Raw genomic sequence first — 16,752 nt, forward strand, 5'->3', positions numbered from 1 at the left:
GGCGGCGGACAGATCTAGGGTCGCGAGGAACTTATGACTATCAACTTGCAAATGCCTGATATTCAGGAATTGAAGCCACGGATCACAGTTTTTGGCGTTGGCGGTGGCGGCGGCAACGCCGTGAACAACATGGTCACCAGCGGTCTTCAAGGCTGCGATTTTGTTGTTGCCAACACCGACGCACAGGCTTTGGCCCTTTGTAAGGCCGAGCGCGTCATCCAGATGGGTGTTGCTGTTACCGAAGGACTGGGCGCCGGTTCTCAGCCCGAAGTTGGCTGCGCAGCTGCCGAGGAAGTGATCGACGAAATAAATGATCACCTGTCCGGTTCTCACATGGTGTTCATCACGGCCGGTATGGGCGGTGGAACGGGCACTGGCGCGGCTCCTGTGATTGCACGGGCGGCTCGTGAACAGGGAATACTTACGGTAGGTGTGGTTACCAAACCGTTCCAGTTCGAAGGCTCACGCCGGATGCGTGTTGCCGAAGCGGGCATCGAAGAGCTGCAGCGCAACGTTGACACGCTCATTGTTATTCCGAACCAAAATCTCTTCCGCATTGCAAATGCACAGACCACCTTTGCTGATGCGTTTGCCATGGCTGACCAGGTTCTTTACTCGGGCGTGGCTAATGTCACCGACCTGATGGTGAAGGAAGGCCTGATCAACCTCGACTTTGCTGACGTGCGTTCGATCATGCGCGGCATGGGCAAGGCGATGATGGGTACCGGTGAATCCTCAGGTGAGAACCGCGCTATCCAAGCTGCTGAAGCAGCCATTGCGAACCCACTTCTGGACGAGACTTCCATGAAGGGCGCGCGTGGCCTGTTGATCTCCATCAACGGTGGCAACGATCTTACGTTGTTTGAAGTTGATGAAGCGGCAACCCGTATTCGTGAAGAAGTCGATCCGGATGCCAACATTATTCTTGGCGCAACGTTTGATGAAGAACTGGAAGGGCGCATTCGCGTTTCCGTCGTTGCCACCGGAATTGATCAGGATGGCCGCGACGACGTCTCTCCTGCTGAAGTGCGCATGGCCGAGTTGACCGAGCGCCTGCAATCTGCCGGAGTATCGGAGGGAAACGCACCCAAGGCTGAGGCCCCGGTATCTGTTGCGACGCAGCAGCCTGCCGCACCACGGCCCCAGCCTGTGAAGCCAGCTGCCGTCGCTTCTTCTTCTGATCCTGAAGTGGAAATCGCGCCTTATCAACCGAGTGCGTATGACCAGACTCCGTCCTATGAGGATATGGAGGATGAAACGCCAGCTGCTGTAGATAATACGCCACCGGCACCACAGCCTTACATTCCGCCGCAGGCCGAGCAGGTTCAGCCAACCGCGCGCATGCCGCGCGTGGAAGACTTCCCGCCGATTGCACAGCGTGAATACCGGGCTCGCGCGCCGCAGCCTCAGCAGCAGCAACAGGCAGCTCCAGCTCCGGCGCCTCAGCAGGCCGCTCCCCAGCCTCAGGCTCCGGAACATCACGAGATGCACCACGGTCATCACGATGATGAAGAGCGTCGTCCGATGGGATTGTTGCGTCGTCTGGCTGGTGGTCTTGGTCGCCGTGAGGATGAAGAGCATCACGAGCCTGCCATGGACGAAGGTTTCGTGCCGGCTGCGCCGCAGGAAGCTCCCATGGCTCCGGCACCACGTGCACAAAGCGACCACGGCGCAGCTGGTCATCTTGACCAGACCGGTCGTGCCGCTCCACAGAATCGCCCATCTGTGGATGACGACCAGCTGGAAATTCCAGCATTCCTGCGTCGTCAGGCCAACTAAAAGACCAACACTCGCGCCTCTCGGCAGCAATCCAGATTTTTCTGGATTGCTGCAGCGCGTTGATGCTCGTTTATACGTGAAAACTCTCAGGTTTTCAGATCGTTACAAAGCGTAACAAAGCTTTATTTTATTCCTCCCTGAAAAATAGATAATGTCCAGCTTGACCGGTGGGGCGGTTCACGAACTTTCGGCTTGAGTGAAACAAAAACGACCCAAGCCCAATCAGATAAGGCTGGAATGACGATGACAACGCGTGTCGAAAAACAGACAACGCTCGCTGATAGCGTGACGCTCAATGGAATCGGCGTTCACTCAGGCGGACCTGCCTCCGTCACTTTGCATCCAGCAGACGCGAATACCGGAATTCTCTTTCAGCGTTCGACGCCGGATGGCGATGTCGAGATTGTCGGAACATGGCAATCTGTTTCCGCCACGGCCTTGTGCACTGTTCTTGGTGATCCTTCTCATGGTGGCGTCTCCACCGTTGAGCATTTGATGGCTGCATTCCGTGGTCTGGGTGTTGATAACGCGATTGTCGAAATCGACGGCCCGGAAATGCCGATCATGGATGGCAGTGCTTCCGCGTTTGTTGAAGCAATCGATGCAACCGGTCTTGTGTCTTTGAATGCTGGCCGCCGCTATATCCGGATCAAAAAGCCGGTACGGGTTGTCCAAGGTGACCAGTGGAGTGAATTGCGTCCCTACGATGGTCAGCGATTCAACATTACGATCGATTTTGACATTGCATTGATCGGCGTGCAGAAACTCGACATTGAGCTTACCCCGGATGCGTTCCGCAACGAGATTGCTCGGGCGCGTACGTTTGGCTCGGTTCAGGATGTTGAGAAACTCTGGAAGCTTGGTTTTCAGATGGGGTCTTCTCTGGAAAACTCCGTGGCTCTGGATGGTGATCGTGTATTGAATCCTGAAGGCACGCGTTGGCCGGATGAGTTCGTACGCCACAAGGCGCTGGATGCCGTTGGTGATCTGGCCTTGGCCGGACTGCCGATCATGGGTGAATACCGTTCTTACAAAGGCGGTCACCGCATGAACCACAACGTCTTGGTAGAGCTGTTCAAGAACCCGGATGCCTTTGAAATCGTGGAGGCAAGCGAAGTGGCAAAGCGCTCTCGCGTTTCGGAAAAAGGCCACGCTGAATTGATCGGTGGTCTGCAGGCTGCTGCGTTCGGACCGGAAGTTTCTTAGTCCCCGGCGCTTTATTCAAGACTTTCGCCCCAACTCCGACATAAATTCGCGGCAAATGGCTTGCGCACGGGTGACGAAGTCGGTTCATTCGGTTAGAAGCGTCTGACGGGGTGGGGTGTGCCCCGAATCCTGATGAGACTATAAGGAGTCGGAAACATTGCTGCATAGGGGTGGTGCTCAAGGACTGGCAGGCCGTCGAGGCTTGGGCAAGACAGTTCGTTTTCTCTCATTTGCCGTGGCGCTGGCTGTGGCTGGATGTGCCTCTCAGGAAGCAGCGGACGAGTTCGCGCTGGATGATACGCCAGCTGAGCTGATGTTCAATCAGGGCCTTGCGTTGCGTGCGGAAGGCAAGCTCAAGGATGCCGAAGCCAAGTTCAGTGAACTTGACCGGGTCTATCCGTACTCCGAGTTCGCGCGCAAATCGCTGATCAATATCGCCTATCTTAATTTCACCATGGGCAATTATGCCGAGGCAGTAGCGGCGGCCGACCGGTTCGTGACGTTGTATCCAGGTAATGATGATGCGGCCTATGCTCTCTTCCTCATCGGCGAATCCTACTATCGGCAGATCCCGGATGTGGGGCGTGACCAGGCTGCAACGCAGCGGGCACTGAAAGCCTTTGATGAAGTCGTGCAGCGCTTCCCGGACTCCGAATACGCCGAACAGGCACGGCAGCGCGTGCGCGTTGCACACGATCAGTTGGCCGGTAAGGAAATGGAAGTTGGCCGCTATTATTTGCAGCGCCGCCAGTATCTAGCTGCGATCAACCGCTTCAAGGTGGTTGTGACCAATTATCAAACCACCCGTCACATCGAGGAAGCTCTGTTCCGGTTAACAGAAAGCTACTATGCCCTTGGTGTGGTCAATGAAGCGCAGACTGCTGCCGCTGTGCTAGGTCACAATTTCCCGGAGAGCCAGTGGTATCGTGACGCCCATTCTCTGCTGCAAAAGGGTGGCTATGAACCGAGTGAGACGGAAAGCAGCTGGATTTCACGGGCGTTTAAAGATATCAAGTTGCTCTGATCTCTTCGTCATTCGCTTGCTGATTGGGCCTTATGCTTTCAACGCTATCAATTCGGGATATCGTTCTCATTGATAAGCTCGACCTGCAGTTTACTGCGGGTATGAGCGTGCTGACCGGGGAAACCGGTGCCGGTAAATCCATCCTGCTGGATTCGCTTTCGCTCGCACTGGGCGGGCGCGGTGACGCCGGACTGGTTCGCCATGGGCAGAAGCAAGGTCAGGTAACGGCGGCGTTTGATGTTCCCATGAGCCACCCGGTTCGTGCTCTTCTCAAGGAAAATGATCTGGAACACGATGCGGATATCATCCTGCGCCGTGTTCAATCGCAGGATGGGCGAACCCGAGCGTTCGTCAATGATGCGCCGGTGAGCGCAGGGTTGATGCGTCAAGTCGGGACCCTGCTCGTGGAAGTTCATGGCCAGCATGATGACCGTGCCTTGGTGGATCCGGAAAGCCACCGTCAGATTCTGGACAGTTTTGGGGGGCTCGAAGAGCTCGCGAGCGAGGTGCGGAGCGCGTCTCGGGCTGTGCGAAACGCCGAAAAGGCCTTGAAGGATCATGTGGCGCGCATTGAAGAGGCTCGGAAAGAAGCTGATTATCTGCGCGACAGTGTAGATGAACTGAACACGCTGGATCCGCAGCCGGGGGAAGAGGAAACTCTTGCGCTGCGCCGTCAGGACATGATGCAGGTGGAGAAGATCGCGGGAGATCTTCAGGAAGCCTATGATACCCTTGATGGCACGGCATCGCCCATTCCCGAGCTTGCCAGTCTGTTGCGCCGTCTGGAGCGCAAAGTTGATCAAGCTCCGGCCTATCTGACCAGCGTTGTGGAGTCGCTTGGGTCTGCTTTGGATCATCTGGAAGATGGCCGCAGCGGGCTTGAGACGGCGCTCAGAGATACCAATTTCGATCGCGGTGAGTTGGAGCAGACCGAAGAGCGGCTGTTTGCGCTTCGGGCGGCAGCGCGAAAATACTCTCGCCCGGTGGACGATTTGGGAGCCCTGCGTGACCAAATGGCGTCTGATCTTGCGGATCTGGATGCAGGAGAGGACAAGCTTCAGGCGTTGGAGCAGGCTGTAAAGGATGCGCGCGCGGCCTATGATAGTCTCGCCAAGGACTTGTCGGATCAGCGCGCAGCTACTGCGAGGGCTTTGGAGGACGCTGTGCACGCAGAACTTCCGGCGCTGAAACTCGAACGCGCCCGTTTCATCATCCAACAGGATGTTGATCCGGAGCGCCGCGGCAGCGATGGTATCGACGCCATAGAGTTCTGGGCCCAGACGAACCCAGGAACCCGTCCCGGACCCATGTTCAAGGTTGCATCTGGCGGCGAGCTGTCGCGCTTCCTGTTGGCCTTGAAGGTGTCGTTGGCTGACAAGGGCTCGGCTCCGACGCTCGTGTTTGATGAAATCGATACTGGGGTGGGCGGCGCTGTTGCTGAAGCCATTGGGGTGCGCTTGGCGCGTCTTGCGGAGCAGGTTCAGGTGCTCACGGTCACCCACGCGCCACAGGTGGCTGCCCGCGCAGAGGGGCATTTCCTGATTGAAAAAGGTGATGTTGATGGCGAACGTGTGGCTACACGCGTGACCCATATTGCCGACGAAGACCGCCGCGAAGAAGTAGCTCGCATGCTGGCGGGCTCAACCATCACCGAAGAAGCGCGAATGGCGGCCGACAGACTTCTGCATGGCACACTGGTGTAGGGCTTGAAGCTTCCCGGATTTAAGAAGTACCTCAGTGGGTTGATGTAGGTCCGAGCGCTCGGTATCCCCTAAAACCCATTGGGTGAACCCGACAAGGTTTAGACTTTTCAATAATTTAACCGCGTTTTGGCATTCTGACGGTACCCCGTGCGTAACCGGAGTTTGCCTCATGAATGCGTTTCCTCGTCTGAAGGCCTATTTTCACATTGCCATTGCGCTGATCGTTATCGGCTATCCCATGTATCTGTGGGCGCTTTGGGATCCAATGGATTATGGCTTCACCGCGCTCAGGTTTGGCGGGGACTTTTTCGCCTACTATGAGGCTGCCGTTCTGGCGCTTCGGGGCTATGTAACTCTGGTGATGGATTTCGCCGAGTTTCGATTGACCGCGCTGGAGTATGCGCCGGGGGCCCATCCGTTTTACGAGTGGGTGATGTCGCCGGGCCTGCTGTTGTTTCTTCTTCCGCTGGCGAGCTTGCCTTTCATGTTGGCCTATGGATTGGTGGCTGGTGTTGGTGTGGCTGCACTGGTTTGGTGTTGTCGTGGAGAGTACCGCTCCTTCGATACACTCGACTTTGTGTGTTTGGCACCGGCAACCCTGTTGTGTGTGCTTTATGGTCAGCCAGTCTTGTTTGTTGCCGCTTTGCTGTGTCTGACGCTGCGCCGTCTTGAGGTGAAACCGGTTCTTGCCGGGTTGATGTTGGGGCTCAGCGTGGTGGAGCCCGTGGTATTTGTATTCGGTGTGTTGGCACTGTTGGCCTCGCGGAACATGATCGCGCTCAGTGCAGCGGTTTGCAGTAGCGCCGGTGTGGTTTTTCTTTCAACCGTCCTGTTTGGTGCAGAGAGCTGGTATCTTTATTGGGACAATGCGGTTCGGATCCAGTTCGCAGCACTGCTTTCTGCACCCTCTGACGTTCTTGCGATGAGCCTGTCGGTAAGTGGAGCCCTTGTTGCTGCCAATCTCAATGCGGAAAGCGTTATGCTGGTTCAGGCGCTTGTCACTTTGCTGTGTGCTTTTGCAACGCTGTGGCTTTTCTGGAAGCCAAGGGATCCGGAAGCAAGGAACCTGTGTTTTGCCGTGTTGGCTGTGCTCGCCAGTCCGTTTGCGCAGGTCTGGGACCTCGTGGTGGTGGTTCCCTTGCTGTATTACTACGCGATCAAGCATGAGGTGTTCGCGCCTTCGGACTTCGATAGTTCGATCCTCGAACCCATTTGTTTTACAATGCTGTATCTCTTGCCATTCGCAGCGATTGCCTTGACCTCTCATTTCATACCGGTGGCCCCTTTGGTGTTGTTGGTTGCGCTTCTGGCGGTCCTGCCGCGTCTGTTGCAACCCGTTTCGGACCAGCGTGACACCAGCAATCGCGATGCTGGGCTTGCCGCCTGATATTCAGACTTGCAGATGTGGGGAGCGGGTGCGCGCAATGCTTGCCGTGGTCCCCATGCTGTGCCAAATGATAGGCGACAACTCAGTTCATTTCAGGAAGCCTATCCGTGTCTGCCTCACAACAATCGCAAACACTCTCCGAAAAACCTGTTCATGATTTGACGCGCGACGAAGCCGCGCAGGAACTGGAACGGCTCGCCGAGCTTTTGCAAAAACACGATGAGGCCTATCACACAAAAGACGCACCCATCATAACCGATGCGGAATATGACAGCCTCAAATATCGCAATAGTGAACTGGAACAGCTGTTCCCCGACCTGATCCGTCCGGATAGTCCTTCCAATCGAGTTGGGGGCGAGCTGGCAGAAGGGTTCGGAAAGATTACTCACACCGTGCCCATGCTGTCGCTGGATAACGCGTTTAGTGACGAGGATGTGCAAGAGTTTCTGGGCCGCGTACGTCGGTTCTTGAGGTATGATCCCCTCATGGGGGAACTGGCGGTAACGGCTGAACCCAAGATTGATGGCTTGTCACTGGCCCTGCGCTACGAAAAGGGGCGGTTGGTCCATGCTGTAACCCGAGGGGATGGTACAACCGGCGAAAACGTCACTGCAAATGCCCTTACGATAGAAGACATCCCCAAAACCCTGCCTTCAGAGGCACCTGAGGTAGTGGAAGTGCGCGGTGAAGTGTATATGGCGCATGCGGACTTTGAGGCTTTGAACGCACGAATGGAGGCCAATGGGGGCAAGGTATTCGCCAATCCGCGCAACGCTGCTGCCGGGTCCTTGCGTCAGTTGAACTCGGAAGTCACCAAATCACGCCCGCTGAAGTATTTCGCTTATGCGTGGGGTGATATGAGCGCCATGCCCGCAGATACACAAATGGAGATGGTGAAGACCTTCGAGACTTGGGGGTTTCGGGTTAATCCCCTCATGACACGCTGTTGTAGTGCTGAAGAGCTGTTGAAAGTCTACCACCGGATTGAAGAGGATCGGGCTACGCTTGGCTATGATATCGATGGTGTGGTCTACAAGGTTGATAGTCTCGAACTGCAACGTCGCCTTGGCTATATTTCCCGCTCACCCAGATGGGCGATTGCCCATAAGTTCCCTGCGGAAAAAGCCTTTACCATTCTACGCGAAATCGAGATCCAGGTCGGCCGCACCGGGGCACTGACCCCCGTTGCCAAACTAGAGCCGGTAACGGTTGGTGGTGTGGTGGTCTCCAATGCGACTTTGCACAATGAGGACTACATCAAGGGAATTGGTCCGAAGGGCGAACCGATCCGCAGTGGTAAGGATATTCGCGTCGGCGATACGGTTGTGATTCAGCGTGCGGGCGATGTTATCCCTCAGGTATTGGACGTCGATCTGGACCGCCGACCGTCAGACAGTGTGCCCTTCGAGTTTCCCGAGTATTGCCCGGCATGTGGTTCTCAGGCTGATCGTGAACTGAATCCGAAGACTGGCCGCCCGGACGCGGTCCGCCGGTGCTCCGGCGGATTGATTTGCCCTGCGCAGGCGGTGGAAAAGCTGAAACATTTCGTGTCACGAAACGCTTTCGATATCGAGGGGCTTGGGTCCAAGCAGGTGGAAAGTTTCTATCAGTTTGATATGGACAAAGGCGGCATTCGCACCCCCTCAGATATTTTTACTCTGCGCGAACGTGATCAACAGTCCCTAACAAAACTCCGTAGCCGGGATGGATGGGGCGCCGTATCAGCCCGGAAACTCTTCGATGCAATTGATGAGCGGCGGCAGATTGATCTGAATCGCTTCATCTTTGCGCTCGGTATTCGTCATGTGGGCGAAGGAAATGCCAAACTGTTAGCACGCGCTTATGGGTCGTGGTCAACGTTTTATACTGCTATGAAAGAAGCGGCAGACCAGACTTCCGAGGCCTATCGAGACTTGACCAACATTGATGGCATCGGTGAGACGGTGGCTGTAGCGTTGGCCCAGTTTTTTGGTGAAGAGCACAACCGTGATGAACTGGAACGCTTGCTAGAGCAGGTTACACCCAAGGACATGCCGGTAGAAGATACATCCGGCTCGCCTGTTGCTGGAAAAACTCTTGTTTTTACAGGGAGCTTGCAGCGGTTGAGCCGGGATGAAGCAAAGTCTCAGGCCGAGGCGTTGGGTGCCAAGGTTTCAGGCTCCGTTTCGAAGAAAACGGACATGGTCATTGCCGGTCCGGGCGCAGGCTCCAAGCTCAAGAAGGCTGAGGAACTTGGTGTTGAAGTGATCTCCGAAGATGATTGGTTCGAACTGATCGGTGCTTCGTAACGCTTTTGCGTTTCATGCCCTCTCATGCGGAGAGTCCACAGGTGATGGGCTCGAAACATGGATTATGTTGCTATAATGTTCTAGGTATCTGCGTTAGGAATCTTTTAACCACGCGCGTCAGGCGCTTTAACCGAGAAGCGATTGAGCCCAATGTCGAACTCCTCCAACTGGCCGGTGCCCGGTACCTCTGCTGATGTGACCCCGGCCTCGGGATCTCATCAACCCAGAGCAGGTGGCATCGCCGCTCGCGCGATGGCGGCGCGCCAGCCGGCCCAACCGGACTACATGGAGGGGATGAACGACGAGCAACGGCGGGCCGTGGAAACTATAGACGGGCCGGTTCTGGTGCTTGCCGGAGCTGGTACCGGAAAGACACGTGTGTTGACCACGCGTATTGCGCATATTTTGGCAACTGGCCACGCAACACCCGGACAAATTTTGGCCGTCACGTTCACGAACAAAGCTGCGCGTGAGATGAAAGAGCGTATCGGTGCTTTTATCGGTGGCAATGTGGAGGGTATGGCGTGGCTGGGTACGTTTCATGCCATCTGTGTCAAGATCCTCCGCCGACATGCAGAGTTGGTCGGACTTAAGTCCTCGTTCTCCATTCTGGATACCGATGACCAGCTGCGCCTGATCAAGCAGATCATCGAGGCCGAGGGGTTGGATGCCAAGCGCTGGACAGCCAAGACGTTCGCCGGGATGCTGGACAGCTGGAAAAACCGAGGACTGACGCCGGAACAAATTCCGGCCGGCGAAGCGCAAAGTTTCGGCAACGGCAAGGGCAGGCAGTTGTACGAGCTGTATCAGGAACGCCTGTCGATCTTGAATGCTTGCGATTTCGGGGACCTTCTGCTGCATTGCATTACGATCTTCCGCAATCACTCAGATGTTTTGAAAAGCTTTCAGAACCGCTTCCGCTACATGCTTGTGGACGAGTATCAAGACACGAACATCGCACAGTATCTTTGGCTTCGCCTGCTGGCACAAGGCAACCACAATGTTTGTTGCGTGGGGGATGATGACCAGTCCATTTATGGGTGGCGCGGAGCGGAAGTAGATAACATTCTGCGTTTCGAGCATGACTTTCCCGGTGCCGCCGTTATCCGGCTTGAGCGCAATTATCGATCAACCAGTCACATTCTGTCAGCGGCCTCCCATTTGATTGCCCATAACAAGGGGCGTCTGGGTAAGACCCTGTTTACAGATGCGGTGGATCCGGAAGCAGAGCTGGTGACGGTCGCTTCTGCATGGGATTCTCAGGAGGAAGCCCGTGCCATCGGCGATGAGATCGAGGCACTTCAGACCAAGGGTCATGCCTTGAACGAAATGGCAATCTTGGTTCGTGCCTCGTTTCAGATGCGTGAGTTTGAAGATCGGTTCATAACGCTGGGTCTGAACTACCGGGTGATCGGTGGCCCTCGCTTTTACGAGCGTATGGAAATTCGTGATGCACTGGCCTATTTCCGCTGTGTCATGCAGCCAACGGATGATCTTGCTTTTGAGCGGATCGTCAACACGCCAAAGCGCGGCCTTGGTGAAGCGTCTCTCAAGATCGTGCATGAATATGCGCGCAGTGAACGCATTCCATTGATGCAAGCGGCAGCGGAGTTGGTGCATACGGAAGAACTGCGCCCCAAGGCGCGCAAGGCGCTGGGGGACCTGCTGGCTCAGTTCGAAGGATGGCGCCTGCAACTGGACAGCATGAGCCACACAGAGTTGGCTGAAGTCATTCTGGATGAAAGCGGCTATACCGCGATGTGGCGGCAGGATCGCTCGGCAGAAGCCCCAGGACGTCTGGACAACCTTAAAGAACTCATCCGATCCATGGAAGAATTTGAAAGCCTTGCAGGCTTCCTTGAACACATCTCGCTGGTGATGGATCGCGATGGGGGCAGTGACGAAGATGCGGTGTCGATCATGACACTGCACTCGGCCAAGGGGCTTGAATTCGACACGGTCTTTCTGCCCGGATGGGAAGAAGGGGTATTTCCGAACCAACGTGCGCTGGATGAGACAGGACAGGCCGGACTGGAAGAAGAGCGTCGGCTGGCCTATGTCGGCCTTACGCGCGGGCGTCAACGGGTGAAGATCTGGTTTGCCTCGAACCGGCGGATTCATGGGTCGTGGCAGTCGTCCATTCCATCGCGGTTTCTGGATGAGCTTCCTGCCGAGAATGTTGAGGTGCTGGAGCAAGGTACCTCCTACGGTGGTTATGGAGCCATGGGTGCCGGCGGTGGCTATGGTGCCAGTCGGTTCGACGCACAGGATCCATTTCAAAGCACGTACTCAACGCCGGGCTGGCAACGGGCCAAACAGGCCAAGGCCGCTGGTTACGGGCAAGGCCGAATGCACGGTGGAACGCAAACCAGACGCCAACAACGAGCGGGTCCCAAGACCATTGAGGGTGAGTTGGTTGCCAAGTCTGTTGATGAGGGCGGTTCCGGCTTCATGGTTGGCGAGCGCATATTCCACCTGAAATTCGGATATGGGCGGATTGCGTCTGTCGAGGGCAACAAGTTGACCGTCGACTTTGAGAAGGCGGGTCGCAAGAAGGTGCTTGATGGCTTTGTAGAGCGCCCTTGAGAGGCATCAAGGGAATTTGGACGTGTTACACGGGACTGGTATTTGCGTGCCGGGCCGAGTATAGCCAAGAACACCAAAACAACTCATAGGAATGATAAATGGCGACGATCCGTGTGCGCATTCCGCGTCCTGAAGCGGAAGCCAAGGCCCTGTCTGAAGCCATGGAGGCTGTTTTCGAGGAAGAAGGCTTTCCGGTTGCGGTTTTTGAAAGCTCGGCCGATGGAAAAACCTGGACCGCTGAAGTGCTCATTCTGGACAGCTCAGTGAATGACGCGCGGTTGATGGCAGAGGAGCGGTTGGCGCCGTATTTGGATGGGGGCGTTCTGCCACAAAATGTGGAGCTGGACGAGCTGCCGGAAATCAATTGGGTTGCCAAATCTTTGGAGGGCTTGAAGCCGGTTCGGGCTGGGCGCTTCATCGTCCACGGTGCGCACGATCGAGACGTGGTTTCCAAGCATGACATTGGTCTGGAAATCGAGGCTGCTCTTGCGTTTGGAACGGGTCACCATGGCACAACCGCCGGCTGCCTGTTGGAATTGCAGCGTTTGCTGCAACGTCGGCGATATCATCGCATGCTGGATCTTGGAACAGGAACCGGTGTGTTGGCGATCGCATTGGCCAAGCTGACCCATCAACGCGTTTGGGCAACTGATATCGACCCGATTGCGACGGAAACCGCGCTGGGCAATGCCGAGTTGAACGGTGTTGGTCCTTTGGTCAAAGGGTTTACGGCAGCGGGTGTGGATGATCGCCGGTTTGCAGAAATCGGCCCTTTTGATTTGGCGGTAGCCAACATTCTGGCCAAGCCCCTTGTGAAGATGTCTGCGCACTTTGCAGCGGTGATGGCCCGTAAGTCTGTCTTGGTTTTGTCTGGACTGCGCATTGAAGATGGACCGCGGATCCTGTCGGCCTACGCACAGCAGGGCTATCGCCTTGAACGGCGTCGTGAAATTGATGGGTGGTTGACCCTTACCCTGGTGCGAGGAAACTGGCAGCCCTGACGAGGTGTCAAATAGGCACGACAAAGGCGGCTTCGGTCGCCTTTTTTATTGGCTTCGGAGGCGTGAGAAAAACGAGCACGTTGGGTTCAGATAATAAAAAACCCCCGCTTCCGGTAGCCGATTGGGAGGAGATCGGCCTGTGGGAAGCAGGGGTTTAATAATCACCGGATGCGTGGGAGGAACGACACCCGGTTAAGATATATCGGAGGATTGGGAGGGATCATCCGATATAGCGCCAAACTTGGGGGAGGAAGCCAAGTCCAGCTTGGGTGCCAAGCGTATGGGAGGAGCTACGCTCGGCTGGGAGATCTTTTGCCTTTCGGCGAAACCTTAGTACGCGGAAGCGCCTTTCAGCAGCACGTCGCGGTCATATCCGGCAGCTGCGAGCGTTTCGTCGTCCAGCTTGTCCAAATACTGCTCAACCAGGCGATCAACTTCAGCCTGACGAGCGTTGAAAATGCGGTCCATAAAACGGGCGAACCAAGACTTCTTTTCGCCGTCAAAGGTACCCAAATCAAACTGTGATGTTGTCACGAAAACCATTTTTGGGTTCCTTCTATCTCTCTCGTACATACATGCTGCGGTGCAGCGTTCGTTACAGCCTCTATATGCCTGACAGACCCTACGAAATGAAGAGACAAGTTCGCATGTCCGTTATGCGTTGCGGGCATGACCTACCGATAATTGGCAATAAGATATCACGTTTTTGCATGAAATGGTGCAATGCACTATAAGCATGGGAGATATGCGTAATACTAATGGCTTGCGTGTTTCTTTCTAAAAAACAAGGCGGAAACAGAAATAAGTTGCCGCCCAGAATGGCTGGATATAGCTTCTCGGCATGTTTCAGAGTTTCGATACAGTCAATGACAAAACCCGCGGGCCAGCGCGTCTTGCTGCTCTACGGGGTGAGCTGGCCTCAAGAGGCCTTGATGGATTTCTGGTGCCGCGCGAAGATGCGCATCAGGGCGAATATGTGCCCGCTTCCGAGTGTCGGCTGGAATGGCTGACAGGATTCAGCGGCTCGGCCGGTGTAGCCGCCGTTGTTGGTGAGGCGGCTGCAATTTTCGTGGACGGCCGATATACCATTCAGGTTCGCGAGCAGGTAGACCTGAGCGTATTCAAATATCGCCATCTGCATGAACAGCCCCTCACGTCCTGGTTGGCGGAGGTTCTCAAACCCGGCATGAAAGTTGGCTATGATGCCATGCTTCATCCGGTGTCGCAGGTTCGAAAGCTGAAATCAGTTTGTGATGAAGCCGGAGCGGAGTTGGTTGCGGTTGAAAGCAACCTGGTTGACAGTGTGTGGGACGATCGTCCGGAACCTCCACTGGGTGCAGTTCACCTGCATCCACTTGAGTTTGCGGGTGAAGAGGCAATCACGAAGATCGCTCGTATTGGGAAGATCATTGGGGAGAAAAAGGCAGAAGCGGCTGTTTTGACCCAGCCGGATTCGATTGCTTGGCTCTTCAACATCCGTGGTTCAGACGTAATGCATACGCCACTGCCTCTGGCCTTTGCGATTGTCCCTGCAGAGGGCAAACCCACCTTGTTTATTGATGGGCGCAAGTTGGCCAGCGAAGTTCGCGAAGCACTATCGGTTCTTGCCTACATAAAAGAGCCGTCGGACCTGATGGCGACGTTGACCATTCTTGGCAAAGACAAGAAGTCGGTGCTGCTGGATTGTTCGCTTGCAGGACAGGCGCTTCATGATGCGATCGTTGGGGCTGGCGGTACTGTTGTGGAAGGTGCGGAACCGGTTCTGCTTCCAAAAGCCATCAAGAATGCGGCCGAGATCGAAGGTGCGCGCAACGCGCATATTCGCGACGGAGCCGCCTATGCACGCTTTCTTGCGTGGTTTGATAATGCGGCCCCAAGCGGCGACCTTACGGAAGTTTCTGTTGTCGAGAAGTTGGAAGAGTTCCGGCGCGATACCGGAATGCTCAAGGATATTTCCTTCGACAGCATTTCTGGTGTTGGTCCCCATGGGGCGATCTGTCATTACCGTGTCAGCTATGAAAGCGATCTGCCGATCAAGCCAAATACATTGTACCTGATTGATTCAGGTGCTCAGTATGAGGATGGCACGACCGACATAACCCGCACATTGGCGGTCGGCGAGCCGACACAGGAGCAACGTCGCAACTTCACTCTGGTTCTGAAGTCTCACATTGCACTCGCGACCGCGCGCTTCCCGGTAGGTACCTGCGGTGCGCAGTTGGACACTCTAGCCCGAATCGAGTTGTGGAAAGCAGGTTTGGACTTCGACCATGGCACCGGACACGGTGTGGGATCCTATCTCGGTGTTCATGAGGGGCCTGCGCGCATAGCCAAGAACAATAATCAGGTGAAGCTGGAACCGGGTATGATCCTGTCCAATGAACCGGGCTACTACAAGGACGGGGAGTATGGGATACGCATCGAAAATCTGGAACTGGTGACACCGGCGACAGAGATTGACGGCGGCGAACGCCCGATGTTGGGTTTCCAGTCGCTCACGCTCGCTCCAATCGACCTGCGTCTGGTCGATACGTCTTTGCTGACGGGCGTAGAACTTGAGTGGTTGAACACCTACCACAAGCGGGTTTTCGATAGTTTGGCACCACTTGTTGATGACGACACGAAGAGTTGGTTGAAACAGGCCACACGCACAGTCTGATTGCGGGGTGCACCCTGAATTCAGGTAGTTTTTGCGGGCACGCTTTTGACCTAGCCTAAGACGGTAAGGTGGGAGGTGTGCTCGTGAATGCTTTGGATGTTCTGCGCTATCCCCTTTGGTTTGTTGAGTTGCTCGCCGGGGGAAAGTCCTTCAAAAACAATGGAATAATCGGCAGCCGTGCATTGAATGCGCGTGGGTTGCACGTTCGGCGTATGGAACTGGCCGAGCGCATGGCTGATTTTCGTCGTTCACGACTCGCCCATTTGCTGGATGCGGAAGATAGAGCGTTCTTTTCACGCAACGGATATGTATTGAAAAACAACGTCTTGCCAGATCAGGTTTTCGAGCGTGTTCAGGAGGAAATTGAAACGACCCGTTTTCGATCGCGGGAGATGAAGCAGGGAGGAACCGTTACCCGTTTTATTCCTCTGCCACCGTCTGTGTTGAAGGAAGTCCCCGGATTGAGGCAGGCGGTGAATTTGCCGGCGTTTCAAGGGGGACTGCGCTATGTTGCCGGGGTTAATGCAGATCCGATTGTTTTTCTCCACTGCGTTTTGACCAATCCGGCGGATGACAAACGTGACCCTCAAACATTTTTCCATTCTGATACTTTTCAGCCAACCGCGAAGGCGTGGCTATTCTTGAAGGACGTGTCCCTAGAAGATGGGCCGTTCAACTACGTGCCGGGCTCGCATCGCCTGACCCGCGCGCGGCGAGAATGGGAATATAAGCAAAGCCTGGTCGCTGCCAGTCATCCAAACAAACTGCATGCGGCGGGGTCATTTCGGGCCACTATTGAGGACCTCGACAAGATGGGGCTGCCTGAGCCCGTGGCATTGGCCGTGCCAGCCAATACGCTGGTGGTTGCGGATACGCATGGGTTTCATGCGCGGGGGCGAAGTCAAAGACCGAGCAGCCGTTTGGGCCTTTACGGTTCCTTGCGGAAATCCGCCTACATGCCATTCAGCGTGCCGGATCCGTTAATGTTGCCGGGCCTCAAAGGGCGTCAAGCTGAATTATATGTGGCACTAGAAGATCTCAAGGCAAGACGCCAGGGCAAGCCGCCGGCGCTGATGGATATTGGTGAGGTGAAAGCTCTTGATCCGGCGGTGCGCTAGC

11 protein-coding genes are annotated in these 16,752 nt (G+C 55.5%); 10 read left to right on the plus strand and 1 reads right to left on the minus strand.

The features are described 5' to 3' along the window. The first annotated feature begins 33 nt into the window (after window positions 1–33). The 8 genes from ftsZ to G512_RS0101190 all read left to right on the plus strand — a co-directional run bounded on the left by ftsZ (window position 34) and on the right by G512_RS0101190 (window position 12,974). On the plus strand, window positions 34–1,779 hold the full coding sequence (gene ftsZ, locus G512_RS0101155; RefSeq protein WP_028480109.1) for a cell division protein FtsZ: 1,746 nt from the start codon (window positions 34–36) through the stop codon (window positions 1,777–1,779). Window positions 1,780–2,022: 243 nt separating this feature from the next. Next, the gene (gene lpxC / locus G512_RS0101160; RefSeq protein ID WP_028480110.1) at window positions 2,023–2,985 is read left to right on the plus strand and encodes a UDP-3-O-acyl-N-acetylglucosamine deacetylase; all 963 of its coding nucleotides are present in this window, start codon (window positions 2,023–2,025) and stop codon (window positions 2,983–2,985) included. A 184-nt stretch (window positions 2,986–3,169) separates the two neighbouring features. After that, entirely contained in the window at window positions 3,170–4,009 is an 840-nt protein-coding gene (locus G512_RS0101165; RefSeq protein ID WP_028480111.1) for an outer membrane protein assembly factor BamD, read from the plus strand. A 32-nt stretch (window positions 4,010–4,041) separates the two neighbouring features. Then, window positions 4,042–5,712, plus strand: coding sequence for a DNA repair protein RecN (recN, locus tag G512_RS0101170; protein ID WP_028480112.1), 1,671 nt, complete (start codon window positions 4,042–4,044; stop codon window positions 5,710–5,712). Window positions 5,713–5,881: 169 nt separating this feature from the next. Next, a complete protein-coding gene (locus G512_RS0101175; RefSeq protein ID WP_028480113.1) occupies window positions 5,882–7,099 on the plus strand; it encodes a glycosyltransferase family 87 protein in 1,218 nt (405 codons plus the stop codon). 107 nt (window positions 7,100–7,206) lie between these two features. Next, window positions 7,207–9,387, plus strand: a complete 2,181-nt coding sequence (ligA, locus tag G512_RS0101180; protein WP_028480114.1) for an NAD-dependent DNA ligase LigA — start codon at window positions 7,207–7,209, stop codon at window positions 9,385–9,387. A gap of 150 nt (window positions 9,388–9,537) precedes the next feature. Continuing rightward, window positions 9,538–11,973: an ATP-dependent helicase gene (locus G512_RS0101185; protein WP_028480115.1), complete on the plus strand. Its 2,436-nt coding sequence runs from the start codon at window positions 9,538–9,540 to the stop codon at window positions 11,971–11,973. A gap of 98 nt (window positions 11,974–12,071) precedes the next feature. After that, window positions 12,072–12,974: a 50S ribosomal protein L11 methyltransferase gene (locus G512_RS0101190; protein ID WP_028480116.1), complete on the plus strand. Its 903-nt coding sequence runs from the start codon at window positions 12,072–12,074 to the stop codon at window positions 12,972–12,974. 330 nt (window positions 12,975–13,304) lie between these two features. On the opposite strand, the gene G512_RS19610 is transcribed toward G512_RS0101190, so the two are convergent. Next, complete coding sequence (locus G512_RS19610) at window positions 13,305–13,517, minus strand: hypothetical protein (RefSeq protein WP_036487967.1); 213 nt, start codon at window positions 13,515–13,517, stop codon at window positions 13,305–13,307. 298 nt (window positions 13,518–13,815) lie between these two features. Between G512_RS19610 and G512_RS0101200 the strand changes: the two genes are divergently transcribed. Together G512_RS0101200 and G512_RS0101205 are read left to right on the plus strand one after the other, a co-directional pair. Continuing rightward, complete coding sequence (locus G512_RS0101200; protein WP_028480117.1) at window positions 13,816–15,633, plus strand: aminopeptidase P family protein; 1,818 nt, start codon at window positions 13,816–13,818, stop codon at window positions 15,631–15,633. A gap of 83 nt (window positions 15,634–15,716) precedes the next feature. Then, complete coding sequence (locus tag G512_RS0101205) at window positions 15,717–16,751, plus strand: phytanoyl-CoA dioxygenase family protein (RefSeq protein WP_028480118.1); 1,035 nt, start codon at window positions 15,717–15,719, stop codon at window positions 16,749–16,751. The last annotated feature ends 1 nt before the right edge of the window (window position 16,752 follow it).

The sequence above is a fragment of the Pseudovibrio exalbescens DSM 16456 genome (assembly GCF_000422785.1).
GTDB lineage: Bacteria > Pseudomonadota > Alphaproteobacteria > Rhizobiales > Stappiaceae > Pseudovibrio > Pseudovibrio exalbescens.